The following is a 24,986-nucleotide window of genomic DNA, read 5'->3' as shown; positions in this document are numbered from 1 at the left end:
GTCCCGTCATTTGCGGCCCCACGCTTTGTGGATGAGACCGGTCACTTCCGCATTGACGGCATTCAGGCACTCGAGGGCCCGATCGTAAGTCGATCGCGTGAACTGATTCTTCTCGACCTCGTATAGCGTCTGCTTGGTGATGCCAGCGTCACTGATCGCGGTGGATTTCAGCATGTGGTTTTGCAGCATGCGCTTCGAAAACATCGCCTGCATGAATCCGACCATCTGTGCTTGGGGCCCATCGGTTGGTTCGTACCGCGTTACCAGGTATCGGAACCAGTTCAACTTCACGCGAGCGCCTGCCCCCTTGATAGATTCAAGGATACCGCCGAGCATCAGCAGGAACTGGCTCATCGACATGATGTCGAGCATCTGCGGATGAACCGTAATGAGAACGGATGTCGATGCAGTCAGAGCTGTTAGCGTAAGATAGCCAAGCTGCGGCGGGCAGTCGATGACCACCACATCGTAGCGATCTTCCACTTCCTTCAGCGCGTTGGAAATGCGTGTGAAGAAGAGCCGGCCCTCCGTTGAAGACTTGTTCGATGCGGCAAGCGGGGTCTGGTATTCGTATTCCTGCAGCTCGAGATTGGCCGGAACGATATCTAGGCCCGGAAAATTAGTGGGCTGGATAACTTCGGTGATCGACTTGCGTTGGTCGTCGTACCGCAGAGTCTCAAAGAGCGAGGGGTTCTTGTCGAGCTCGGGCTGGATCCCATGAAGGGCTGTCAGCGACGCCTGGGGGTCGAGGTCGATCGCAAGGACCCGGTGACCCGTCAGCGCCAGATATTGCGCGAGGTGCGCCGTTGTCGTCGTCTTGCCCGAGCCGCCCTTGAAGTTGACCACGGACACGATCTGCAGCGGTTCCCCTCCCCTGCGATGGGGAACGTAACGTTTGAAGTCGCTGCGCCCATTCTTGTCCAGGAATTGGCGCAATTCGAGCATCTGCTCGGCTGTGTAGGTCCTGCGACCCGACGACGTCGTCGCGGGAACGGGACCCTTGCCTTCGAGATGAAGCTTCTTGATATGATTTTGGGTAACACCGAGATAATCGGCAACCTCCGCCAGAGAGAAAGAGCGTAGACCTTTCTCTGCATCCGGCGGATACTGCTCCAATCGGAGCATGTTAAGATTGTCAGAGATCAGCTCTCCCTGCTGGAGAATTTCCTGATCGAAATCCGATGCCTCGATGTTGATTGCCATGTTCATACAGCCGAATCCAGAATAACGCTTTTAGCTCGCGCGCGGTCGAATAAGCGTTATTAATACGTGCGATTCTACACGTTGGGCAAACTCTTTTTAGTTAACAAGATCTTACCGGGAGCTGGCGACAATGGTAATTGCCGGAGATGTGCCCGCAAGCTACTGATTTATATGCGTAAAAGCGCGTTCTGCACGGCTGTCAAACAAGTTGGGGGAATCGTTCTGGCTGTCTTGTCCAATATTGACCGCCACGCACGGTTCGGCGGATGGCTATACGACATGGTTTGGCCTCCTGCTCCATGAAGTCGGATGCTATGTGCCGAGCTCGAGTTCCGCAGCGGCCTCGTAGAGCCATCGTCTGCATTCCGGATTAGCTTCATCCTTGGCAAGCTGTTCAAGGTGGACGATGTCCGCGGCAACACTGTCACCTACGGTCGAACTTGTGATGCCAGCGATCCCGGTTGGCCTTCTGTAGTCATAGAGATTGCTGAGCAACGCGGCTCTGACCCGCGTGCTATCGCCATACTTTATAATGATCGTGCGGCTGATACCTTCCCTCCAGACGGAGCCGGTGAGGTCGTCCGGTGCTGCAAGTGCGCCTAGCACGGCGCGGGTATCTGGATCCTCGGCGATCCAATCAAGTACGATTTCAGGGTCTACGCTGGACAGCGCGCCGCGCGCCCGACCGACCAGCAGTCGTTGGCCGCGGGACCAGTCGAAGATCGGCATCCGGTGTTCGTGCGGCGTTTGCAACATCTTTGCGGAAAGCCACGGCCAGACATCGATCGCGGCTTGTGCGGTGGCTTCTAAAAGGACCGGCCCCGTTAGACGGCCTAACCTGGCATCCCCCAGATGCTCAAGAAGGCGCTCGATCAACACGGCCCGGTGGGCAGGGCTGTGTTCGATGACCCAGGCGGAGAGGGTCGTCCATTGCGTGACAAATGATGCGTCGCCGTGTGGGAATCGTCCCAACCCGTCAAACGGAAGCAGCGCCGCAGCGAGGAGCGTGTCGAAAGACAGCGTGCGCTTAAGGATAGCGCAGGTCGCAGCGAACGTGAAGGCCGCTTTTTCATTGCCGCCTTCCTGGTGATCGAGAAGCGCAGACAGCCATTTATCCAATGTTTCGTCAGAGAGGCCCCGGAGGTTTGTTTGCTTGGTCAGCGCGATAAAATCCGTCGGATGCGCTCTGCCGTCAGCAAGACAGTCAAGCAGCGTGGCGGCCACCTCTTCGGTCATCTGGCTCTCCCGCAAAAGCGCAGGACTGTTTCGATGCGGATGGGCTAACAAACGTATCGCAGCTTCTTCCCAGAGATCGGGATCCCGGATTCGAACGAGATGGAGATAGCCGGCAACGAACTCGTTGCCGCCGGTTCCGTCGAGCTCAGTCCAGGCATCGATGAGGGTAGACCAATGCTGAAATTGGAGATCGTGTTTCGCCAGCCAGAAGCCGATTTCGAATCCTCGAAGATTTCTGCTTGATAGTAGCCAGTCCAACAAGGCGTCAAAGGCTCCTGCGCTTTCCATCAGCTCCCGTGCAACTTCATCAATGCGGTCATTCGAAAAGGGGATGCGATTTCCCTCGACCGTATCGAACTGGAGCGTGAGACGGACGGCGCAGCAGGCCTTCAATCGAGCTTCGAGGGATGCGGTTGGGTTCGACGATGAAAGATCAGAGGCGCGCTTTCGGAATATCTCTGGAAGACCGATGGTCCCCAAGGTCTGGAAGCGATCGATCGCGTCGGCGAAGTCTTTTCCTGGACAATCGTCAAGGCCGGCGATTTCTTCGAGCGTCTCCGCAATCGGGCCTCGGAGGGTCGGGAACACCGACAGCTTTGGAAATTTGGCAAGCAGGATGGCGATGACGTCTGCTCTTGTCGCGCCCGTGAGATCTGAAAGCATCTGGGCGAGGCGGCGCCAATAATGAAGGTAGATAGCTTCCTTGGAAGCCGCGCTCTCATTGGGTGGAGCGTCAAAGGCCGGCTCGCCATCGAAGGTATCATCGGGCTGCGGCTCAAACATGGACGGCGTCAGGGCTGCGGCGAAGGCGGCAAGGGCGATCTCTGCTTGTCGAGGGTCCGCATCGCGAACGTATTTGGCTAGCAGCTCGACGTGTCTTCGGGCCGCCGGTTCCGAAAAAGGCAAGGTCGCCGAGAAGAGCGCGATGAAAGCCTGACGTGCTCCAAAGAGCTGCCAATCGCTCTCGTCTAGCGCCAGGGCAATTAGCTTTTTTATCGCTGGCGCAAACAGATCGTCAAAGCGAGCCATGTATCTCAGAGCGGCAACAACACCGAAATTGCCATCGCCGAAACGCGGCGTGCCGTTCTCGAAAAGGACGTCCAGATGTCGCATGGCCAGGCGAGGGCAGGCGCGTGCCAGTCCGTTAAAGAGCTCGGCTGCGTTTGCGGCACGAAGCCATTCGCCGTTGCCTTCCTTTGTCTTGAGATACCGGCCTGCGAACCTTCGAGCCTGCGGAGACAGAAAGGCGAACTCAAACATCTCCCCCATTTCGTAGTCAGTGCTGCTGAGCAGTTGATCAAAGAACGGGGTCCACCTATCCTCGTGCGAGAACGTCTCCCACCAGTCGATCCAGAGTTTTACCTTTAGCGCAAACGGCGAGAAGGAGTATCCATCGCCATGAGCCAGCACGCCACGCCACTTCATCTCGTCCACGATTGCTCGGACGTCGCCACGTCCAACCTTGCCATCGAGCTGCTGGAACAAGATGTCGTTGTTCGCATCGCTCTTTGGAATCCCCGGCGAGTTGAGGAGTGCAAGTGTTGCAAGGACTGCCCGAGAGCTCTCAACTGAATCGCCCGACGATGTCCCGATCAAAAGCTGATCCAGGCCTGAGTGTCGCACGAAAGCAGCAAGGGGGTTCGCACTGTGGTGGGTTAACACGTGAGCCAAAACCTCGAATGCTTGAAGATTGCCGTCACACAGTCTGGCCCAGCGTTTGATGTCGTTAGGATCGAGCGTTAGCTCCGACTTTGCGAGAAGCTTTTCGCTGTACGGTCTGTTCAAGCCATCGATCGTAAAACCGATCGTGTTGGATATCTTGCCGCGGTCATCGACCGAGAGCGCGATCGTGATCAGCGAGATGGGAAGGGTGATGAGGCTCTGTTGAAGCGCCAGGCAATCATCCAGACTGCAATGATCGACTACAAGGATCAGGCGTTGCACCTTTGTCGCCTTCAATGTGGAAAGAGCCGCAGGCGTGATGTCGGATGGTTTGCTTGCGAAGACAACGTGTGGTGAAAGGTCGTCGACCCGCAGGGCGTCGCGAAGCCATCGGCTCTTGCCAACGCCAGGCGTGCCATAGATCCTGATGGGGCGGGAAGGATAAGAGCCGTGGCGCAGGGTATCGCGGAGTTCGAGCTGAGCTGCAATGCGTTCGTCGAGCTCTTGCAAGGGGAGGGGGAAGAGCGATTGCTCGGACTGATCCCAGCGCCCGAACCAGCTTAAAGGAAATCCTGCCTGCTCCCTGATCATCAAGGCGATATCCGGGTAAGATTGCAGGAGCGTGCATATCTGGCTTTGTTTCCAGACCTTGATCTTCGCATCCTGATAGGGGTCGACAGCCAGGGAGTGCAGGAAAATGCGGATCGCAGTTTCCGAGGCCTCCGCGTCGCGTTTCAAACCATCTACGCCAAAGAGCAGCACGGCGAAAGTGCCCCCAGCGTCGAGGCAGCACCTAACACTATCCAGCAGATCCTCCCGTCGATACGGCACCTTATCAAGCTTGCGACCACCTACCCACCGGCGAATGATTTTCGATGGCGTGATCAGGAGATTTTCGATGTCCTTGATGCGATTTGGTTTGGGATCGACCTTGCCTGTCTTGATCTGATAGGAGGTTTGTGGCGACGGGATGAAGGCGCTCGGGCGGAAATCCACATCCGTGTCGACGCTGGCGTCGACGCCACCGTCTGGATTGTTGCTACAAAAGGGCGTGTCGGTCGCCGTTGGGGAAATGCCGCGCGAAATGGCTTCGGACCAGATGAGCTGCCGGACGACCTCTGTCCCGTCCCGGTCGTATAAAGCGAGGTCGGAAGGTTGCACATTGAAAAAGCTTTTTCGCACGACATGCCTATCCAATTGGAAGATACGGGCGCGAGATAGCATGTCGGGGCATGATCGAAACCGCTATCCGACCGCAGGGTGAATGGCGACCTAATAAGTCGGCCCAGAGCTCGCGGCGAAGCTAGTTCAGGCGCAGCAGTCCAAATCGATGGGCTTCGTCCAGGAGAGCCTTGACGGAGGACGCCTGCCACTTGCGGCCTCCGCGGGGAGGGCGTTCGCCTAACCGCTCGAGCTCTGCGCCGATCGCGCGGAGCGAAAGATCGGGATCGGCAATGGCGATCGACGCAACACGCTTCATCAACCTGTCTTCGGGCGGGCGGCGAGGGGATCGCGCCAGCAGCTCCGGCTCCGCAAGCTTGTCTTCAACGAGCCGATGTACGGCGCGTCGCAGCCGTTCGACGGTCCAGGATTGGCCGCGTCGATTGAGGATCTGAACGACATTCTCCCAGGTATGTTGTGGCCTCAGTTGCTTTACCGTTGGCAACCAGGTCTGAACCGACATCAGGAGTTCATCGAGGTATGCTTGCTTGCGCGCCCGCGAGAGCGCTTGCTTTGCTTCAGGACGCCCCTGACGAATACCGGGATTCCCCGCCAGCCGGCCACGGGCCTTGGCACTCGCCATGCCGGACTTGGTTCTTTCCGAAATCAGGTTTCGCTCGAGGCGGGCGACGGCGCGAAGAACCTGAAGCGAAAACAGGCCCTGGGGAACCGCTGTGTCGATCGGGTCGTCCAGGGAGCGGAAGTGCACGCCACGGGCATGCAGATCGTCGATGACCTGAAGGAGATGGCTGACGGATAGGGCGAGTCGGTCGAGACGAACAACGACCAGAACATCTCCGGCTTTGACCTCGCGCAAGAGCCTGTTCAGGACCGGCCTGGACGAAGATATCCCTGACCCTTGTTCCTGATGAATGCGCACGCAGCCGGCGGCACGAAGTTTTTCTACCTGCCCACCGCCAAGCCGCTCGTCGATCGAGGTGCGGGCATAACCAATCAATCGCTTCGCTCCGAGGCTGACCGTGTCGGCCACTTCAATTGTCATCTCACTTGCATCCTCGCCTGCGAACACGATTGTACAGAATGGGAAGCTATCGGTAAATGAACCTTTGTTTGCGTCTTTTAAGATCGGATTAGAGCGCCATAGGGCAGGTTTTTGTGATAGACCTAAAGGGTAACTCACCGAAAGCGCGAAACTCTTGCCTGTGATCTCTGCGGAGGAAATGGCATGAAACGCCTGTCGCAAGGAACCATCGGCGCATGATGAGGGCTCCTTGTTTTGACAAGGACATGATTGGGCGGATGCGGCCGTGCCTGTTGGCGTTGTAGCGCCTCCAAGGAGATTTCAGTTCTCTTGACGTCCAGAATTTTCTCAGCCTCACCGAACGACATCGGCGGCGATGCCTGGAATCTGCCATGCGTTGGCTCAGGCCGCTCACGCGCGTCTCGAATTGAGCATCTTGCGCGATTCGGTGATCCAGGATTACATATCCAGCGACGGCAGAGCAGGCAAAAAGAGTCGGTCTCTCATTTACGTCATTCGACGGCGCGAAATAAGCTCCTTTAGGTCCAATTAAGCCGCTACCTAACCTGCTCAAATCAAAGTTCAAAATTCCCTTATGGAAGGGTTTACGGCGTTTGCTTCCACCGGTGAGGCAACGTGAATATCGCGCGCTTACGTGAGTTTTCGCATGGGGGAATCCCGCAATTGGCAGCCGATGTTGCGATGGTTTTCGCCGTCCTCTCCGGTGGTAAATGGCGACGGCAGCCGCGATCGGGCGTTTGAGACCATTGTGGACAGGTCGTCAATCAGGCCAGTAGGATGCACAATCGCCACGTTACAATCGACGTGCAGCTCTTGACGTACCAACGCGGCGGCTTCCCTTATCTTGGAGTGTCGCCGCCGTAACTTGCGATCTCAACAACCTTCGATTTTGAAGCAAATGCGCTGTGGCACCTCACCGCTGGCGGACACCTTTGGCATCGATGTTGATATGGACGGGCCATGCTTTAAGAGCACGAGGTCTTCGTTCGGCGCTTGAGAGCAGAAAGCTTTCACCTAACTGAATTCACCACACGGACCGCGGATTTCAATACGCGAGTGAGACCTATCGACGAGCGCTCGATTCCGCCGATCTGTAGCGTTCCATGAGGGCCGTCGGCAACCCACGCCGGAACCGCGCGGCTCGCGCAACCTGTTTCAGTAACGGCCATGCTTCTTGGTTCAAACCGAACGCGGCTTATGATTGTTCAGAACGTGGCGCAGCTTTTTGGCGAGTGCATCGCGGGTATAAGGCTTGGAAAGGAGCTCGACACCGGTGTCGAGCTTACCGCCGTGAACAATCGAGTTTTCGGTATATCCGCTGGTAAATAGCACCGCCAGGTGGGGCTGGCGCACCTTGGCCTGTCTTGCCACATCTGCGCTTTTCAAGGGACCCGGCATCACGACGTCGGTAAACAGCAGATCGATGTGGATGCCGCTTTCGATAATCGTCAGCGCTGCGGAGGCATCCTTGGCCTTCAGAACCCGATATCCCAGATCGACCAACATCTCGACGACCGTATCGCGAACCTGCGCGTCATCCTCTGCAACCAGAATAGTTTCGGACCCGCCGGCCACTGGCCCGGTATCAGTCCCAGCGAGCCGATCTTCCTGCTGATGGACACGCGGGAAGTACAGCTTGATCGTCGTGCCATGTCCGATTTCGCTGTAGATTTTGATATGCCCCGCGGATTGCTTGACGAAGCCGTAGACCATGGAAAGTCCGAGACCTGTTCCCTTCCCGACAGGTTTCGTCGAGAAGAATGGTTCGAAGACCTGGTCGACAATCTCCGGGGGCATGCCGGAACCGGTGTCGGTAACAGCAAGCATGACGTACTGGCCAGCAGCCACGTCGCCGTTAAGACGCGCATAGTTGTCATCCAGGAAGGCATTGCCAACCTCGATGGTGAGTTTTCCCTCACCTTGCATGGCATCACGGGCGTTGATCGCAAGATTGAGGATTGCGTTTTCGACCTGTGTCGGATCGACAGAGACGTTCCAGAGACCGCCGCCCCGGATGGTCTCGATTTCGATTGCCTCGCCCAGTGTCCGCCTCAACATATCCTCGATGCCGGAGACAAAACGGCTGATATTGACAACTTTCGGCTCGAGCGGCTGTTTTCGACCGAAAGCCAGAAGTTGGCTGGCGAGTTTTGCCCCGCGCTCGACACCCGCCAGAGCGTTAGTGACACGACGCGTTGCCTGCTCCTGTCCGGCGAGGTCTTTTGACAGTAGCTGGAGATTGCCGGCAATCACCTGCAGCAGATTGTTGAAGTCATGCGCAACACCGCCGGTGAGTTGGCCGATTGCTTCCATCTTTTGCGCCTGACGAAGAGCCTGCTCCGTCTCGGCGCGTCGGGCGATTTCCTCGGCCACCTGATCCTCAAGATTTGCATTCAAGAGGCTGAGCTTTTCTTCCGCCGCGCGGCGTTGATCGATTTCGTTCTGCGCGGTGCGGAACAGTCTGGCATTGTCGAAGGCGATCGCGGCTTGTCCCGCTATTCCGCCCATCAACGTTTCATGATGAGCCGTAAACTTGCCGGGCTCAGGATGCCCAAAGAACAGTCCGCCTATAACCTCACCGCCACCGAGGATAATCGGAACGGCCAGATAGCTTCTGACCGGCAAGTGGCCCTTCGGCATACCATGATGGGGTGCACTGTGCCCGTACCGGGGATCCGCCATAATGTCGGCCGACCGGACAATCCCCTCGCCCATGAACGTGGGCGCGAAGACCTTTGTGTTCCGAGGCATCGGAAACTTGGAAAAGGCCTCGCGAGCCACGCCCGACAGCGTGTAGAGCATATAGCTCTCGCCGACATCGTTGACCACATTGTAGAAGAATGCGCCAAACTGGGCGCCGGTGAGCTCGACACCCGCATCGGTGACGGTCTGCACGAGCCGCTCCAGATCGAGTTCACCCGCGAGCGCCTCGCCTGTTCGATTCAGGGCCTCAAGCCGCCTCGTTTGCTGTCTTAGCGCCTCCTGGCTATTGCGCCGCTCGATAATGAGCGCTGCAGATCCCGCGACGAAGTCGAGCAGATCACGGTCGGATGACGGCGCTTCCAGTGCATGTGAATAGTAAAGCGCGAATGTTCCAAGGACCTCGGCTTCGTTCGATAGGATGGGAGCCGACCAGCAGGCGCGCAAATTATGAGCCAGAGCAAGGTCGCGATAATCCGCCCAAAGGGGATCATTCTCTATGTCGTGGACGTAGACCGGTTCTTTCCGATAGGCGGCGGCGCCGCAGGAGCCAACGTTCGGGCCGATCTCTATGCCATTCACGGCCTCGTTGAATTCCGTTGGCAAATTGGGCGCTGCACAATGGAAAAGCCGGCGTCGCTCCGGGTCGGTGAGAAGGATCGAGGCGATCACGCCACGAGAAGAGAGACCCTCCACCATGGTAACAAGGCTTTCCAGCAATTCTTGCAACGGCACGTCCTGCATTGCCGCTTCCAACAGACGCGCCTGCGCGGCTTGCACTCCTTCCGTCCGTTTTCGGTCCGTAATGTCGATAACCGAACCGACGAATCCGAGGAATGACCCATCATTGCCAAAGCGCGGCGCGCCCGCATCAAGCGCCCAACGATATTCGCCGTCGGCCCGCCGCAACCTGTATTCAAAACGGAACGGCTCGTGCCGCTGATTCGCCTCCAGGAACACGCGCTCAGCGTCGACCTTGTCATCGGGATGGGTCGCTCGCAGCCAGCCGTAACCTAGGCCATCCGCTTCCGTCTGGCCGGTAAACTCGTGCCAGCTGCGGTTCAAATAGGTACACGCCCCATCCTCGTCGGTCACCCACATCATGACAGGGGCGTGATCGGCCATGTTGCGGAAGCGGGCCTCGCTTTCGCGCAGCGCTGCGGTTGTTTCCCTACGCAATCTGGAGAGCTCAAGGTTCGACCGAACCGTAGCAACAAGTTCTCTGGCTGAGAAAGGTTTGACGAGATAATCGTCCGCCCCCGCATTGAGGCCTACCACTCTTGCCTCCTCACCCGCCCTCGCCGAAAAAGCAATGATGGGAAGGTCACGAAGCGCCGCGTCGTCCCTAACTTCCCTGATCAGACCGAAACCGTCGAGTCGTGGCATCATGATGTCGGTTAAGACGAGATCGGGACGCGATCGACGAATGGATTCAAGCGCAGCCTGTCCATCCCCGACGGATTCGACCTCATACTGTGCCTCGAGCAGGCGCCGTACATACGACCGCATGTCGGCATTGTCATCAGCCAGAACAATCCTGATCGAAGATCGGCGATTGATCGCAGTTGGTTCGGCTTCAGAAACGATTTCAGGTCTGGCGTTTTCTTCCTCGGGAAGCCACCGCAGCGCCTCTTGCACATACGAATCCGCACGAACCGACGTCAGCGCGATGGGCCGCTGTTGTGCTGCTAAGTCTTGCGGCGTCTGCCACGCATAAGCGAGCGGAATGCTGATGACGAAATCCGTCCCCTTGCCGAGTTTGCTTTCGACGCGGATTTCTCCGCCGTGAAACCTCACGAGTTCCTGGACCAGGGCAAGCCCGATCCCAGACCCCTCAATCGAGCGGCCGTGAGCGCCTTCGACGCGATGGAAACGCTCGAAGAGACGCGGAATCTCTTCTTCGGGAATTCCGACCCCGGTATCACGCACCCGCAAGATGGCGTTGCCCCTGGATTCCGAAAGTTCGACTGCAATCTCACCGTCGAACGTGAACTTGAAAGCGTTTGACAGGAGATTGAGAACAATCTTTTCCCACATCTCCCGATCGACATTAGCTGGTTGTGAAAGCGGAGCGCAGTTGACATTGAAGCTGAGGCCTGCCTTCTCGATCGCTGAGCGGAAGTTGCTCGCCAATTCTTGTGTCAGGACGGCCATGTCCGTGGGCTCGACATTCGCCTGCGCACGGCCCGCCTCGATGCGTGAGAAGTCGAGGAGCGAATTCACGAGCTTCAATAGACGCAATCCATTCCTATGGAGTACCTCGATGCGCTCGCGCTCGCGCGGGATCAAGCTGTCGCGGTCAGCAAGTGCGTCTTCGATCGGCCCAAGCATGAGAGTAAGCGGGGTACGGAATTCGTGACTGACGTTTGAGAAGAACGTCGTTTTTGCTCTGTCTATCTCCGCAAGCGCCTCGGATTTCCGGCGTTCCTCCTCGTAGGCACGGGCGTTGGCGAGCGAAGTGCTGACATGCGAGGCGGCGCGTTGGAGGAAGGAAACATATTCGGCATCAAGTTCGCGTCTCGGACTGATGCCGCAAACGAGAAACCCGATTGGCGCGCCGGAACTGCCCATGACGCTGATCGGCAACATCAGAGCACGTTCAACCGGTTCCGGCCAGGCTCGAGAATTTGGCTTCTCACGAAAAAGATCTTCAAAGCCCTCGACAGTAACCGGGCTTTCGCTTGCGATCATTTTGTCGATCGACCAAAGCGCACCGTGATCACCAGCGTAAACCGGCGATGGAGCATAGGAATCGATATCAAGACCGACCTTGGCGACCAACTTCGCTCCGGAGCCACCATTGTCGAAGCGGTAAAACAGACAAAAAGGTACGTCCTGCGGCCGTTTACCTAGAACCTCGGCCGCGAGCGTCATGACATCCTCCTCCGATCGGGCTGAGGCAATACGCTCGGCAAGCTCGCGCAGTGTCTTTTCGCGTCGTTCCTCGATCACGCGGTAGGTCGTCTCGACCACTGCGTTGAAGATGCCCTCCACCGTGCCGTTTTCGCCGCGGATTGGGCTGAAGGTGAAGTTGAAATAGCATTCTTCCGTATAGCCGTGGCGGTTCATCGGCAGCAGTTGATCTTCCTGCCAAACACCCTCGCCTGTTTGCTGCACGGACTCAAACAGCGGTCCGATGGCGTCCCAGATCTCGGGCCAAACTTCGCGGCCTGGACGTCCCATTGCCCATGGATGCTTCGCCCCTGGAATTTCGCTCCATGGATCGTTGTAAAGGAGCGCGAGTTCGGGGCCCCAATAAATGGCGATCGGGAAGTTGGTGCCGAGACAGATGCTGACCGCTGATCTCAGGCTCTGAGGCCAGGTGTCTGGTGGTCCGAACGGAGTTGTATTCCATTCGATCCCCCTCATCAGCGCGCCGGACTCGCCGCCACCGAAGAACATGTCGAACTTCGGAGTTTCGCCTGTGGCGTTCGCTATCTCAGTCACGGTTACCTCGACCAGGAGTGAATGCGGCAATTTGTGCGAATAAACGCATCTGCCTGCAGGGTATTAATTGGATGAGCCAGCGGATATAGCAAGAGCCGTCGTTGAAAAGGTCCAGATAGATCCCGTGGAGGCTTATTGTCTCTCTCCAAGCATATTCAATACCTTAGCTTGTTAGTCAGTTGACAACAATGCAAAGATTTCAGGAGCGCCGTCGCTATAGCCCACGACTAAGCGAGGGTCGCTTCCACTCTTCTTGCTCGCAACAGCGCCATAAGCACCGGTCCAAGTGAAAATCCGCCGCGGCGCGCCCTCGCCGTCAGGTCCCTGAGATATCCGCCGGCCGAGCTGATATGGTCCGTTCGTTCGAGGATAGCGGCCATGGTGGCTGCCGCATTTTCAGGACCCATCACTTCGCAAGCATCCTGGTAGGCTGAGGGAGTAACTCCGAGCATTGAGCGAACCACGACGGCGGCGCTCATCAGGTCCCGCCAACTTTCGATGTTGCCTCTCGGACCATACATTGAAACCTCCGGGCATGCCCGCAGGACCATACCCAAGGGAAACGCTTTTAGTGGCTCGGTCTTCCGTGGAACAACAGGGCTCGGTCTTTCGCCCTGCTTTGTTTCAAAGCCTGGTTCAAGTTCAATAATAGATTCAGTATTTGAATCCTTTATGTGCCAACGGATTTCGCTATCATTGACGACGGAACTTTGAGAATTAATCTGAACATCCAAACGGTTGATTATGTCCTGACGCAATTGCTCCAGCTCGTCTAGGATCACCTCATATGATTGCAGGGTCTTAGCCGACCGCAGTCGCCGCATCAGTTCCGCAAAGATGTTTTCGACTTTGCCCCATTCGCCTGGAGCACCATCGTTAACGGCTGCCGAGATCAGCTTGCGGACATCGCGTCTCGCAATGGTGATACGTTCCTTGGTTATCTTCAGTCTCCGCTGCTCTGCAGCGACCTGCTGAGCCAGGAGAGCGAGCTCTTCCGAGCGGCTGAGGAGCGGCCTCAGGTTGAAGCCGTACGCCGTCTCGATGGAGCCATCCATTGCTTTACGCGCGTAGCGTTTTCCGTTCGGGCTGTCACAGCGCTGTATAAGACCCGCATCGACCAGGTGCGCCAAGTTTTCGCGCAGCGTCGTACCGGCGATCCCGTTTGTTCGCGCCGTAAGCTGAGCGTTCGACGGAAACACGATGAGATTGCGCCCGTCGCTTAGCTCCGTTTCAGGATGAAACGTTAGAAGAGCGTTTAGCACTGCGAGCGCTCGATCGCGCACACCGAGCAAGGATCTGGCGTCGCAAGCATCCCTGAACACTTTCCATTTGTCGACGGTCTTGCCCTGTCTGATTCCAGAATTTCGGATTTGAGTTTTCACGAGGGCAAGCGTCATTGTTCGCCGCCCAAAAGGCGTCGTCACATTTTCACCGTGCATTTTCTCTCACCTTTAAAAGGCAAAAGAAATCCGCTCACCGAAACGATGCCACGAACTCTTGACTACGATTTATGAAAATGCGATTCTCCGGCTGCTTATACCTTTGAGAGAGGCTTCCATGACGGCAACGTTTGGGGGCCTTTTTCTTTTGCTGTTTCCTTTCAGACTTATTCTTCGGATGATGCGGACTGGCCGCGGAGGTGGGCGTAGAGTTCGGGAAGCCTTCCCATAAGCAAATTGGCGAAGGCTTCATTACGATTTCTGCTGATCTGAATTGTGCAGGGCTTTCCGGTTAGGGCCAGCGTGGCTACTTCGTTAATCTGCTCGAGCGAGTATGACCGACGGCGACTATTTGCGAGGTCTGGAGCCGGCGCAAGACCGTCGAGTGAAAGCTGACGGAGATACCCGTCAGAGACGCCGACAACCTCAGCGCCCTCTTCGGAAGAAAACGATCTCAGGTACTTCTGGGCGTTCGGCGGAAACGCACGTTCACCAACAGCACGCAACTGTGCAGACAGCGCTTCAGCACGCTGCGTGATACAGGCTGATGTCGATGCTTTTTCGATGTACCGAGCGATCACGTTCACTTTGGCCTTCTGTCCTCAGACGGTTTTATCGGCGTCAGACGCGCTTCTTCCGTCTTAAATGTAAGCCGCGATTCTAAGTCTGCAGCAAGGTAAAGAGGGTTAACTATCGATTAACACCATGATCCGCAATCGGAGGACGTTTGGCGAATTTGCCAGGTCTTACTGACGGTTAGCTTAAATAAGCTGGCGAGGAAAGCGCTGGGGAAACTGCAGATCTGCAGAAAATATGGCCGGTTTTGCGTCCGCATGGTGGCCTGAGCCGCGCCTCGACTCCCCGACTCAACAGAATCACATCCTGCAGATCTGCAGATGGCCAATCGTGGTTTGAGATGATCTTCATCCCGCCTGACAAAGTTCACACGGAGATAAGGATGCAGATCCTCACCATCTCGCCCGACGGATATGTCGAGCATCAAAATCTTCTGAACCAGATGTATCGGCTGCGCGCTGATGTCTTCGGCGGGCGCCTCGAATGGAACGTCACTGTCGTCAATGGTGGCGAGAGGGATCAGTACGACGACCTGAACCCGACCTACATTCTCGCGACCTTCGACGGCGATAAGGTCGTCGGGTGCGCGCGCCTGCTTCCCGCACTGGGACCGACAATGCTGGAGCGGACGTTTCCGCGGCTCCTCGCGGATGGCTCGCTCAATGCGACCCCTGCGATGATCGAGAGCTCCCGCTTCTGCGTTGATACGACTTTGCCCGCGGGCAGGGGGGAGGGTCAGCTTCACCTTGCAACACTGACCATGTTTGCCGGCATCATCGAATGGTCGATGGCGAATGGCTACGACAAGATCGTTACCGCGACCGATTTGCGGTTCGAGCGCATCCTGAACCGGGCGGGATGGCCAATGAGCCGGTTGGGTGAACCTGTGCCAATTGGCAATACCGTCGCCATTGCCGGCGCACTTCCAGCAGACCAGGAGAGCTTCAAAACCGTTCGTCCGTCGAATTATTGGTCCACGCTCTCCTCTGCGGCAGGTCTCTCTGGAAGGAGCGCGGCGTGACGCAGCTTCGCTCCCACACGAGATTGATTCGAAAGCTTCAGGACGCGCTTGGCGACCGAATTTGCATCGCGCTTGAGGACGCATTGGTTGTCGAGATCATGCTCAATCCAGACGGTCGCGTGTTCATTGAACGTCTCGGTCAAGGTGTAGCCGAAGCCGGCGTCATGACACCAGCGGCCGCGGAGGTCGTCATCGGCAGCGTCGCCCACGCGCTGCAGTCGCAGGCAGATCTTGAGCGCCCGATCATTTCCGGCGAGTTGCCCATCGGTGGTCATCGCTTCGAGGGTCTGCTCCCGCCCGTGGTGTCCGGCCCTACCTTTGCGATCCGTCGCCGCGCCTCGCGACTCATCCCGCTTGACGAATATGTGACGTTGAAGGTGGTGACGAAGGAGCAGGCTTCAGCCATCCGCAGCGCGATCGATGCTCGCATGAATATCGTGATTTCCGGCGGCACCGCCTCAGGCAAGACGGCGCTGGCAAACGCGATCATCGCGGAAATCGTTTCAGCGGCGCCCGACGATCGGATGGTGATCCTGGAGGATACCGCCGAAATCCAGTGCGCCGCCGAAAACGCGGTCTGCCTGCATACCAGCGATACGATCGATATGGCGCGCCTGCTGAAAAGCACAATGCGACTGCGGCCCGATCGGATCATTGTCGGCGAGGTCCGCGACGGCGCAGCGCTAACCCTCCTGAAAGCTTGGAACACCGGGCATCCAGGCGGGGTCACAACGATCCATTCCAACACGGCTATGTCGGCGCTGCGCCGGCTGGAACAGCTGACTGCCGAGGCCACCCATCAACCAATGCAGGGGGTAATCGGCGAGGCGGTCGATCTCGTCGTCTCCATCGAACGAACGGGGACGGGAAGGCGGGTCCGCGAGGTGATCCACGTGAAGGGTTATCGCAACAACCACTACGAAACCGAACACTGTGCCCAGATCGATGAGGACAGCCATGTCGCGTAAGACCCATCTCATTCTCGCGCTCATCACGTTCGCCGCCATCTCCTTCAGCCTTTCGGAGCCCGTATTGGCGTCCTCGGGCGGTGGCGGCCTTCCGTGGGAAACGCCGCTGCAACAAATCCAGCAGTCGATCACCGGCCCCGTCGCGGGGTTCATTGCCCTTGCGGCGGTCGCGATCGCCGGCGCTATGCTGATCTTTGGTGGGGAACTCAACGATTTTGCTCGCCGCCTCTGCTATGTGGCCCTGGTTGGCGGCGTTCTTCTCGGCGCCACCCAGATCGTCGCGCTGTTCGGCGCAACCGGCGCCTCGATCGGCCAGCACCATGCCGAGGCAGGTGCTACTCCCACGCTCTCTGCACCTGTGACGACGTCGTCGATAGTAGGGGAGGGGGCTTGTGGCTGAAGCCTCTTCTAACCTCACTCGGTCGCGGGTGCATCGGGCACTATCGCGTCCCAACCTGTTGATGGGCGCCGATCGCGAGCTTGTCCTAGTGACGGCGCTCGCCGTCGTCATCCTGATCTTCGTCGTCCTGACCTGGTATGCGGCACTGTTTGGCGTCGCTGTCTGGCTGGTCGCGGTCGCGACACTTCGCTTGATGGCCAAGGCCGATCCACTGATGCGGAGGGTCTATATCAGGCATATTTCCTACAAGACGCTCTACCGCGCAACATCGTCGCCGTGGCGCAGTTACTGAGGGAAAACGATATGGTTGCTCTCAAATTCTTCCGCCATTCCGGGCCGTCTTTTGCCGATCTCGTTCCGTACGCCGGGCTCGTCGACAACGGCGTCATTCTCCTGAAGGACGGCTCGCTGATGGCGGGTTGGTATTTTGCCGGTCCCGATAGCGAAAGTTCGACGGACGCCGAGCGCAACGAGGTATCGCGACAGATCAATGCCATCCTGTCGCGCCTCGGCTCCGGCTGGATGATCCAGGTGGAGGCCATCAGGGTCCCGACGGGGGATTATCCAACGGCGGAGGCCAGTCATTTCCCCGATCCGGTCACCCGCGCCATCGATGCCGAGCGGCGCGCCCATTTCCAGAAGGAGAAAGGACACTACGAAAGCCGCCATGCCCTGATCCTGACCTGGCGTCCACCGGAGCCGCGGCGGTCCGGACTGACACGCTATGTCTATTCCGATATTGGCAGCCGATCCGCTACCTATGCCGACAAGGCTATCGAAAGCTTTCTGGCCTCGATCCGCGAGATCGAACAGTATCTCGGCAATATCGTGTCGGTCCGGCGGATGGTGACACGCGATACGCCGGAGCGCGGGGGTGATCGTTTCGCTCGTTACGATGAGCTCTTCCAGTTCATCCGCTTTTGCATCACCGGTGAGAGCCACCCGGTGCGTCTGCCAGACATCCCGATGTATCTCGACTGGCTGGTGACGGCCGAGCTGCAGCACGGTCTGACGCCACTGGTCGAAAACCGGTTGCTTGGCGTTGTCGCAATCGACGGCCTGCCGGCGGAAAGCTGGCCGGGGATCCTCAACAGTCTCGACCTGATGCCGCTCACCTATCGCTGGTCATCCCGCTTCTTATTCCTCGACGCCGAGGAGGCCCGCGTCAGGTTGGAGCGCACCCGCAAGAAATGGCAACAGAAGGTCCGACCATTCTTCGATCAGCTCTTCCAGACGCAGTCGCGGTCGCTTGACCAGGACGCCATGTTGATGGTGGCAGAGACGGAGGACGCGATCGCAGAAGCATCGTCGCAGCTTGTGGCTTACGGCTATTACACCCCGGTCATTGTCCTGTTTGATGAGGACCAGCTAAGCCTGCAGGAGAAGTGTGAGGCAGTGCGCCGCCTGATCCAGGCTGAAGGTTTTGGTGCACGGATCGAGACAATCAACGCCACCGATGCCTTTATCGGCAGCCTGCCAGGCGTCTCCTATGCCAATATCCGCGAGCCATTGATCACCACGCGCAATCTCGCCGACCTCATCCCGCTCAATTCGATCTGGTCGGGAAGCCCGGTAGCACCTTGCCCGTATTATCCACCCGCATCGCCTCCGCTGATGCAGGTCGCCAGTGGATCGACACCCTTCCGGCTCAACTTGCATGTTGACGATGTCGGCCACTCCCTGATCTTCGGTCCGACCGGATCGGGCAAATCAACCCTGCTTTCTCTGATCGCCGCTCAATTCCGGCGCTATGGCGATGCACAGATCTTCGCCTTCGACAAAGGCGGCTCGATGCTGCCGCTGGCGCTTGGGATCGGCGCCGATCACTACCAGATCGGTGGCGATGTGCCGGGACCGGGGGAGGGCAGGGCACTGGCCTTCTGCCCGCTGGCTGACCTCTTCTCCGATGCGGACCGCGCCTGGGCGTCCGAATGGATCGAAACGCTGGTCGCGCTGCAGGGTGTGACGGTCACTCCCGATTTTCGCAATGCGATTTCCCGACAGATCGGGCTGATGGCGGAATCAAGCGGGCGCTCGCTCTCCGACTTCGTATCCGGCGTCCAGATGCGTGAGATCAAGGACGCCCTGCATCACTACACGGTTGATGGCCCTATGGGGCAGCTTCTCGACGCCGAGCAAGACGGTTTGGCGCTGGGTGCGTTCCAGTGCTTCGAGATCGAGGACCTGATGAACATGGGCGAGCGCAATCTTGTGCCTGTGCTCACCTATCTCTTTCGACGCATCGAAAAGCGTCTGACCGGCGCGCCCAGCCTCATCATCCTCGACGAGGCCTGGCTGATGCTTGGCCATCCGGTGTTCCGCGAAAAGATCAGAGAATGGCTGAAGGTGCTGCGCAAGGCCAATTGTGCCGTGGTGCTCGCCACCCAATCAATCTCTGATGCGGAGCGGTCTGGAATCATCGATGTGTTGAAGGAATCCTGCCCGACCAAGATCTGCCTGCCGAATGGTGCTGCACGCGAGTCCGGGACGCGCGAGTTTTACGAGCGCATCGGCTTCAATGAACGGCAGATCGAGATCGTCGCAACGGCGATCCCGAAGCGGGACTACTACGTCGTCTCGCCAGAGGGTCGACGGCTTTTCGACATGGCGCTCGGACCCGTCGCGCTCTCCTTTGTCGGGGCGTCCGGAAAGGAAGACCTCAAGCGCATCCGCGCTCTGTATCTTGAACATGGGGCCGCCTGGCCTCTCCATTGGCTCCAGCAAAGGGGGATTGGTCATGCCGAAATGCTTTTGTCCACCGAGTAAGATTTTGTATGCGGTATTGGGTCCCGCCATCGCGTTTTCTTCCGTTTTCCCCCTTGCCGCATGGGCCGGCGGCGTCACGGGACAGGCGACCGAATGGACGCAACTTGCCAACAATAGCGAACTGATCAGCCTCGTCGGCAAGTCGACCGAAGAGGTCAACAACCAAATCACCCAGATCTCGCAGCTCGCCGAGCAGATTCAGAACCAGCTCAACGTTTACAAGAACATGCTGCAGAACACCGCGCAGCTTCCGAACCACATCTGGGGCCAGGTCGAAAGCGATCTGAACAATCTACAGACCGTCGTCAAGCAGGGCCAAGGCGTCGCCTTCTCCATGGGCAATGTCGACGATGTCCTCAAGCAGCGGTTTCAGAGCTTTGCCGCCATGAAGAGCAACCTGCCCGATGGTGCGAGCTTTTCTTCGACTTATCAGAACTGGTCCGACACCAATCGCGACACGATCGCCGGCACACTGAAGGCGGCCAATCTGACGGCCGAACAATTTTCGAGTGAGGAAAGCACCATGTCGCAGCTCAGGTCGATGTCGGAGTCCGCCGATGGTCAGATGAAGGCGCTTCAGGTCGGACACGAGATCGCGGCGCAGCAGGTCGCCCAGATGCAAAAACTCCGGGGTCTGGTCTCCCAGCAGATGACAATGATGGGCACCTGGTATCAGTCCGAACAGGCACAAAAGGATCTGGCGCAAGCGCGTCGCGAACAGTTTTTTGGCGGGAATTTCAGCGGCGATATTCGAGGGGGACAGGAGATGAAGCCGCGATGGTAGCTGCCTCTTTTTTCCGCTCGATGGAGCGCACGATTATTGTGATCGCGCTCGTCCTGCTGGCGACCACGCCGGCGCTGGCACAACAGGGCCAGGTCCTGACCACACTTGAAAATTCCGTCGTCGCCGCCGCCAAGGGCTGGGAGACGACGGTGATGAATGCAGCTCGCTCGCTGTTCTGGATCCTCGCTGGCATCGAGATTGGGATCGCTGCCGTTTGGCTGGCGCTCAACGCCGCCTCGCTCGATAGCTGGTTTGCTGAGCTCGTCAAACGCATCATGTTCATCGGCCTGTTCGCCTTCATCCTCGATAAGGGGCCGGAGTTCGCGAAGGCCGTCGTCGACAGCCTCTATCAGATCGGCGTTGGCGGCGGCTCCGCGTCTCCTGCCAACATTTTCGATGCCGGTATTCGTGTCGCGGAAAAAATGTCGGAACAGGCAAAGTTCGGGCTGTTCGAGGATAATTCCCTGGCGATCGCCGCTGTTTTCGCCATGGTCGTCGTCGTTGTCTGCTTCTCGCTCGTCGCCGCGATCTTCGTCGCCGTCATGGTCGAGATGTATGTCGGCCTGCTCGCCGGTATGATCATGCTTGGCTTGGGAGGATCGACCTACACCAAGGACTTTGCGATCAAGTATCTAGTCTATGCCTTCGCCGTCGGCATGAAGCTGATGGCGCTGGTGATGATCGCCAAGATCGGCTCCGACATCCTGCTCGGTCTTGCCGAGGCGCCCACCGCAACATCGGAGCAGTTCATCACCACGCTGGCGATTGCCGGTATCTCCGTTGTCGTCTTCGTCATCGCCATGTACGTGCCGCCAATTCTGCAGGGTGTGGTCCAGGGCGCATCGGTCGGCGGCGGCATGGAAGCGATCCGCCACGGTGCACAGGCCGCATCCTTTGCGGCGGGCGCCGGATTTTTGGCAACAGCCGCGGCAAGCAGAGGGTTTCAGGCCGCGACTACGGCAAGGGCAGGGGGAGCATCCCTCGGCAGTGCTGCGCTCCGTGGCATGCAGGCCGGCATCGGCGGAGCGGCGGGTGCCGTCGGCTCGGCGGCAAAAGAGAAGGCGATCGGCTCGCCAGGCGCCTATGCCGGATCGATGCTCGGCCTAGCCAATGCCAAGCTCGATCAGCCCTCGGGTCGGGCCGGCACACCACATCCTCCGCCATCGATCAATGAAAACAAGTGACGGAGGCTGATAACATGGCCGGTCGAAATATCCCCGATAATCCTTATATGGCCGCGCGAAGCGAGTGGAACGAGCGCTACGGCTCGTACGTCAAAGCGGCCGCCGCCTGGCGCATCGTCGGTATCGCCGGAATGACCATGGCCCTCGTCGGTTTCGGTTACGCGCTCTACCAGAGTACGCAGGTCAAGCTGGTCCCTTATATCGTCGAAGTCGACAAACTTGGCACAGCGATCAATGCCGGCTTCCCGCAGCAGATCGAATATGCCGATCCGCGCGTGGTGCGCGCTACGCTCGGTAGTTTCGTGTCGAACTTCCGATCGGTCACGCCGGATGCAGTCGTGCAGAAGCAATATATCGACCGGACCTATGGTCTGCTCCGCACCTCGGATCCTGCGACCGAAAAGGTCAACGCCTGGTTTCGCTCGAATTCGCCCTTCGAAAAGGCGAAGACCGCGACAGTAGCCATCGAGGTTAACAACATCGTTGCACTCTCGAACCAGAGCTACCAGATGGACTGGACCGAGTTCGAACGCGACCGCCGCGGCAATGAAACCGCCACGCGCCGCTTCCGCGGCATCGCCACCGTGACCTTGACGCCGCCCCAGGACGAAGGCGTCGTCCGCCTCAATCCCATCGGCCTGTATCTACGCGATTTCGATTGGACAGCACAGCTTTGAAAGGCATGGCCCCGAGCATGAAAAGATTACACAAACCGTCACGGGCCGCGATAAGCGCCGCCATCATTATCATCGCCGTTGCCGCCTCTTCCATCTTTGTCTCGTCTGCTGCTCTCACCGCCGATGGCGTTACGGCGAACGAGGCAAAAGGTATGGGGATTTCGACACAATGGCGCGGAAGCCGGGGCCTCGTGACGAAAGGAGCGGATGGAAAGGTGATCTTCCTTTATGGTGAAGCGCAGCCGTCCGTCGTCTGCTCGCCGCTGCAGGTCTGCGACATCGAGCTTGAGGGTGGCGAAGTCGTTCGCGATGTTCTGGTCGGCGACACCGTGCGCTGGAAAGTAGAGCCGGCAACCTCCGGCACCACAGGCGGGCAGGCGATCCACCTGATCGTCAAGCCTTCGGAGCCGGGTCTGGTCACCTCGATGGTCGTGACGACGTCGCGGCGGACCTATCACATCCAGCTGAAATCCAATCCCAATGAGTATATGGCGCGCGTTGGTTTTGAATACCCCGAGGACGTCTCGGCAAAATTTGCCGACGTCAACGCGCGGCTCGACGCCGGCACCATGCCCGGCGCCGGCGTTCCTGCCGAGCACCTGAGCTTTGCGTATTCCGTCTCGGGCAGTGCGCGCTGGCGGCCAACACGGGTCTATTCAGATGGGCAGAAAACATACATCCAGTTTCCGCAGTCGATCTCCGGACAGGATGCACCGGTTCTCTTCGTCGTCTCTGGCGGCCAGAACCGAATCGTCAACTATCGCATGAGGAACAATATGATGGTGGTCGACTACGATGTCGACCGCGCTGTCCTTATCTCGGGCGTCGGCTGGAAACAGCAGAAGGTGACGATCAGCAGGGGAGGGCGGTAATGCTGAACCTCCTTCGTCACAGCCCGAGCGGTCTCCGTTCCTTGCGCCACCCAGCCGTCGTCTTCGCTGTCGCCATATTCCTTTCCGGATGCCAGTCAATGGGTAGTGAGGCTCTTGTCATCAGCGCAGCACCGGCCGAGGTGTCGGGACCAGCAGCAGGCGCTATTGCCGGCGACATGGTCAGCCGTCTGGCCGAACAGATCGGACAGGGAAAGGCAACCGTTGCGCTCAAGCAGGACGGTTCACCGTTCGGACAGGCGCTTGAGGCAGCGCTGAAGGGATGGGGTTACGCTGTTGTCACTGATCAGAAGACGGATGGCGGCGCGGCAGTCATTTCGCTTGCCTATGTGATCACGCCCTATGACGGGCTTGTGTTCGCACGGCTCTCGACGAGCAACATCGAGCTCGGCCGGGCCTATACCATGACGACATCGGGTGCAAAACCGGCAAGCGCTCTGTCTTCTATGCGGCGCGGGTAAGGGAGATCGTCATGGTGCAATCTCTCAAGCTGAGTGGTGCCGCAAACAGTCGGACCACCTCCGGCATCAAGCGCGTGAACCGCGTTCCGGTTATAGCCGCGATCGTGCTTTTGCTTGCCTTTCTCGGCATCATCTTCTTTGGACTTGCCTCGCGCGGGCTTTACTTTGGCAAGGATAGCGGTCCGGACACCAGTTCGGGCAATCCTGCATCGACCTATGCCGACCAGATCAAGCGGGGCGTCAGCGACGGCATTATTGGCGAGCCACAGAGGCAGGAGCCGTTTCAGCCGACGCCGGTCGAGACGAAGAAGGCCGAAGAGAAGATGGCAGACACCTTTACGCCACAGCCCGGGCAGGGACAGCAGCAGCGCGGATCGGAACTGGAGTCGGAAAGGGTTTGGCGTGCGCGCCTCACCCGTGAGCAACAGGAGCAGGTTCTGCGCGAGCAACAGCGTCAGCGAATGGCCCGGATGCAGGCGCGAGACTCCGCCTTCGATGCGCCGCTTGCCATCGATCGAGGGAAGCTGGAAGCACAGTCGGAAAACGATAAGAGCGGAACGAGTCGGATGCCGACAACAACCCCCGCGAACGGAAACGCGTCCGATCTCTACACCGCGGCCTTGCGCGCCGGACTGGGCGGCCACAACGTCGATCCGAACGGACAGAGTTCAAAGGAAGACTTCTTCAATGCCGATCTCCAGGAGCTCGGATATCTGTCGAACCGCGTCGTGCCGCAACAATCCCTCTACGAATTGAAACGAGGTTCGGTCATTCCGGCGACATTGATTTCGGGGATCAATTCTGACCTCCCAGGGCGGATCACCGCGCAGGTCAGCCAGAATGTCTATGACAGCGCCACAGGACATCGCCTGCTGATCCCTCAGGGCACCAAACTGTTCGGTCGTTACGACAGCAAAGTGTCGTTCGGGCAGAACCGCGTTCTTGTCGTGTGGTCCGATATCATCTTCCCGAACGGGTCGACATTGCAGATCGGCGGAATGGCCGGCACGGATGCCGAAGGCTATGGCGGCTTTAAGGAGAAAGTGAACAACCACTATCTCAAAACCTTCGGCTCGGCGATCATGATCGCGCTGATCGGGACGGGCATCGACATGGCGGCGCCTCAGATCTCGACGCTTGCCAATCAGGATACGGCATCCGATGCGGCAAGGCGAAATTTTGCCGAGACCTTTGGGCGAGTGGCCGGCCGGACCATCCAGCGGAATATGGACGTGCAGCCGACGCTGGAAATCCAGCCGGGCTATAAATTCAATGTGCTCGTTGATCAGGACATTGTTTTTCCGGGCCAATATCGCTGAAAACCGAAACCGCCTTTCAATGTCGCGAC

General features: G+C 58.3%; 15 protein-coding genes and 3 pseudogenes. 11 read left to right on the top strand and 7 right to left on the bottom strand.

What is annotated here, in order from left to right; translation table 11 throughout:
• Window positions 1-6: 6 nt before the first annotated feature.
• From repA to HGP17_RS33535, 7 genes and pseudogenes are all read right to left on the bottom strand, one after another.
• Complete coding sequence (repA, locus tag HGP17_RS09525; protein ID WP_168808314.1) at window positions 7-1,209, bottom strand: plasmid partitioning protein RepA; 1,203 nt, start codon at window positions 1,207-1,209, stop codon at window positions 7-9.
• Between the two features lie 306 nt (window positions 1,210-1,515).
• Window positions 1,516-5,097 (bottom strand): hypothetical protein, encoded by a 3,582-nt coding sequence (locus tag HGP17_RS09520; protein ID WP_168808313.1) that lies wholly within the window; start codon window positions 5,095-5,097, stop codon window positions 1,516-1,518.
• Window positions 5,098-5,404: 307 nt separating this feature from the next.
• Window positions 5,405-6,325, bottom strand: a complete 921-nt coding sequence (locus HGP17_RS09515) for a recombinase family protein (protein ID WP_168808312.1) — start codon at window positions 6,323-6,325, stop codon at window positions 5,405-5,407.
• Window positions 6,326-7,531: 1,206 nt separating this feature from the next.
• Window positions 7,532-9,769 (bottom strand): annotated as a pseudogene (locus HGP17_RS33545) (GAF domain-containing protein); the annotation flags it as partial.
• Window positions 9,770-9,820: 51 nt separating this feature from the next.
• Window positions 9,821-11,596, bottom strand: a pseudogene (locus tag HGP17_RS33540) (ATP-binding protein); the annotation flags it as partial.
• Between the two features lie 1,103 nt (window positions 11,597-12,699).
• Window positions 12,700-13,911, bottom strand: a complete 1,212-nt coding sequence (gene repC, locus HGP17_RS09500) for a plasmid replication protein RepC (RefSeq protein ID WP_168808311.1) — start codon at window positions 13,909-13,911, stop codon at window positions 12,700-12,702.
• 308 nt (window positions 13,912-14,219) lie between these two features.
• Window positions 14,220-14,477 (bottom strand): annotated as a pseudogene (locus HGP17_RS33535) (plasmid partitioning protein RepA); the annotation flags it as partial.
• Window positions 14,478-14,869: 392 nt separating this feature from the next.
• Here HGP17_RS33535 and HGP17_RS09490 point away from each other — a divergent pair.
• The 11 genes from HGP17_RS09490 to trbI are packed head-to-tail and all read left to right on the top strand — an operon-like array spanning window position 14,870 to window position 24,957.
• Entirely contained in the window at window positions 14,870-15,508 is a 639-nt protein-coding gene (locus tag HGP17_RS09490) for an acyl-homoserine-lactone synthase (protein WP_168808309.1), read from the top strand.
• On the top strand, window positions 15,505-16,476 hold the full coding sequence (gene trbB / locus HGP17_RS09485; RefSeq protein ID WP_168808307.1) for a P-type conjugative transfer ATPase TrbB: 972 nt from the start codon (window positions 15,505-15,507) through the stop codon (window positions 16,474-16,476). The genes HGP17_RS09490 and trbB overlap by 4 nt, the downstream gene beginning before the upstream one ends.
• On the top strand, window positions 16,466-16,876 hold the full coding sequence (gene trbC / locus HGP17_RS09480) for a conjugal transfer pilin TrbC (RefSeq protein ID WP_168808298.1): 411 nt from the start codon (window positions 16,466-16,468) through the stop codon (window positions 16,874-16,876). Before trbB ends, trbC begins: the two co-directional genes overlap by 11 nt.
• Window positions 16,869-17,168 (top strand): conjugal transfer protein TrbD, encoded by a 300-nt coding sequence (locus HGP17_RS09475; RefSeq protein WP_168808296.1) that lies wholly within the window; start codon window positions 16,869-16,871, stop codon window positions 17,166-17,168. The genes trbC and HGP17_RS09475 overlap by 8 nt, the downstream gene beginning before the upstream one ends.
• 11 nt (window positions 17,169-17,179) lie before the next feature.
• Window positions 17,180-19,642, top strand: a complete 2,463-nt coding sequence (locus HGP17_RS09470) for a conjugal transfer protein TrbE (RefSeq protein ID WP_168808293.1) — start codon at window positions 17,180-17,182, stop codon at window positions 19,640-19,642.
• A 4-nt stretch (window positions 19,643-19,646) separates the two neighbouring features.
• Window positions 19,647-20,426, top strand: a complete 780-nt coding sequence (trbJ, locus tag HGP17_RS09465) for a P-type conjugative transfer protein TrbJ (RefSeq protein ID WP_246704006.1) — start codon at window positions 19,647-19,649, stop codon at window positions 20,424-20,426.
• Window positions 20,420-21,610 carry a P-type conjugative transfer protein TrbL gene (gene trbL / locus HGP17_RS09460; protein ID WP_168808289.1) on the top strand — a complete coding sequence of 397 codons (1,191 nt, stop codon included), beginning with the start codon at window positions 20,420-20,422 and terminating at the stop codon, window positions 21,608-21,610. Before trbJ ends, trbL begins: the two co-directional genes overlap by 7 nt.
• Before the next feature lie 14 nt (window positions 21,611-21,624).
• Window positions 21,625-22,287 (top strand): conjugal transfer protein TrbF, encoded by a 663-nt coding sequence (locus HGP17_RS09455; RefSeq protein ID WP_168808287.1) that lies wholly within the window; start codon window positions 21,625-21,627, stop codon window positions 22,285-22,287.
• Window positions 22,288-22,304: 17 nt separating this feature from the next.
• Window positions 22,305-23,159 (top strand): P-type conjugative transfer protein TrbG, encoded by an 855-nt coding sequence (gene trbG / locus HGP17_RS09450; RefSeq protein ID WP_168808285.1) that lies wholly within the window; start codon window positions 22,305-22,307, stop codon window positions 23,157-23,159.
• Window positions 23,159-23,638, top strand: a complete 480-nt coding sequence (gene trbH / locus HGP17_RS09445; RefSeq protein ID WP_168808283.1) for a conjugal transfer protein TrbH — start codon at window positions 23,159-23,161, stop codon at window positions 23,636-23,638. The genes trbG and trbH overlap by 1 nt, the downstream gene beginning before the upstream one ends.
• Before the next feature lie 11 nt (window positions 23,639-23,649).
• Entirely contained in the window at window positions 23,650-24,957 is a 1,308-nt protein-coding gene (gene trbI / locus HGP17_RS09440) for an IncP-type conjugal transfer protein TrbI (protein ID WP_168808281.1), read from the top strand.
• Window positions 24,958-24,986: the final 29 nt, after the last annotated feature.

It is taken from the genome of Rhizobium sp. P38BS-XIX (assembly GCF_012641435.1).
GTDB lineage: Bacteria > Pseudomonadota > Alphaproteobacteria > Rhizobiales > Rhizobiaceae > Rhizobium.
This window is presented reverse-complemented; position numbering and strand designations above follow the sequence as displayed.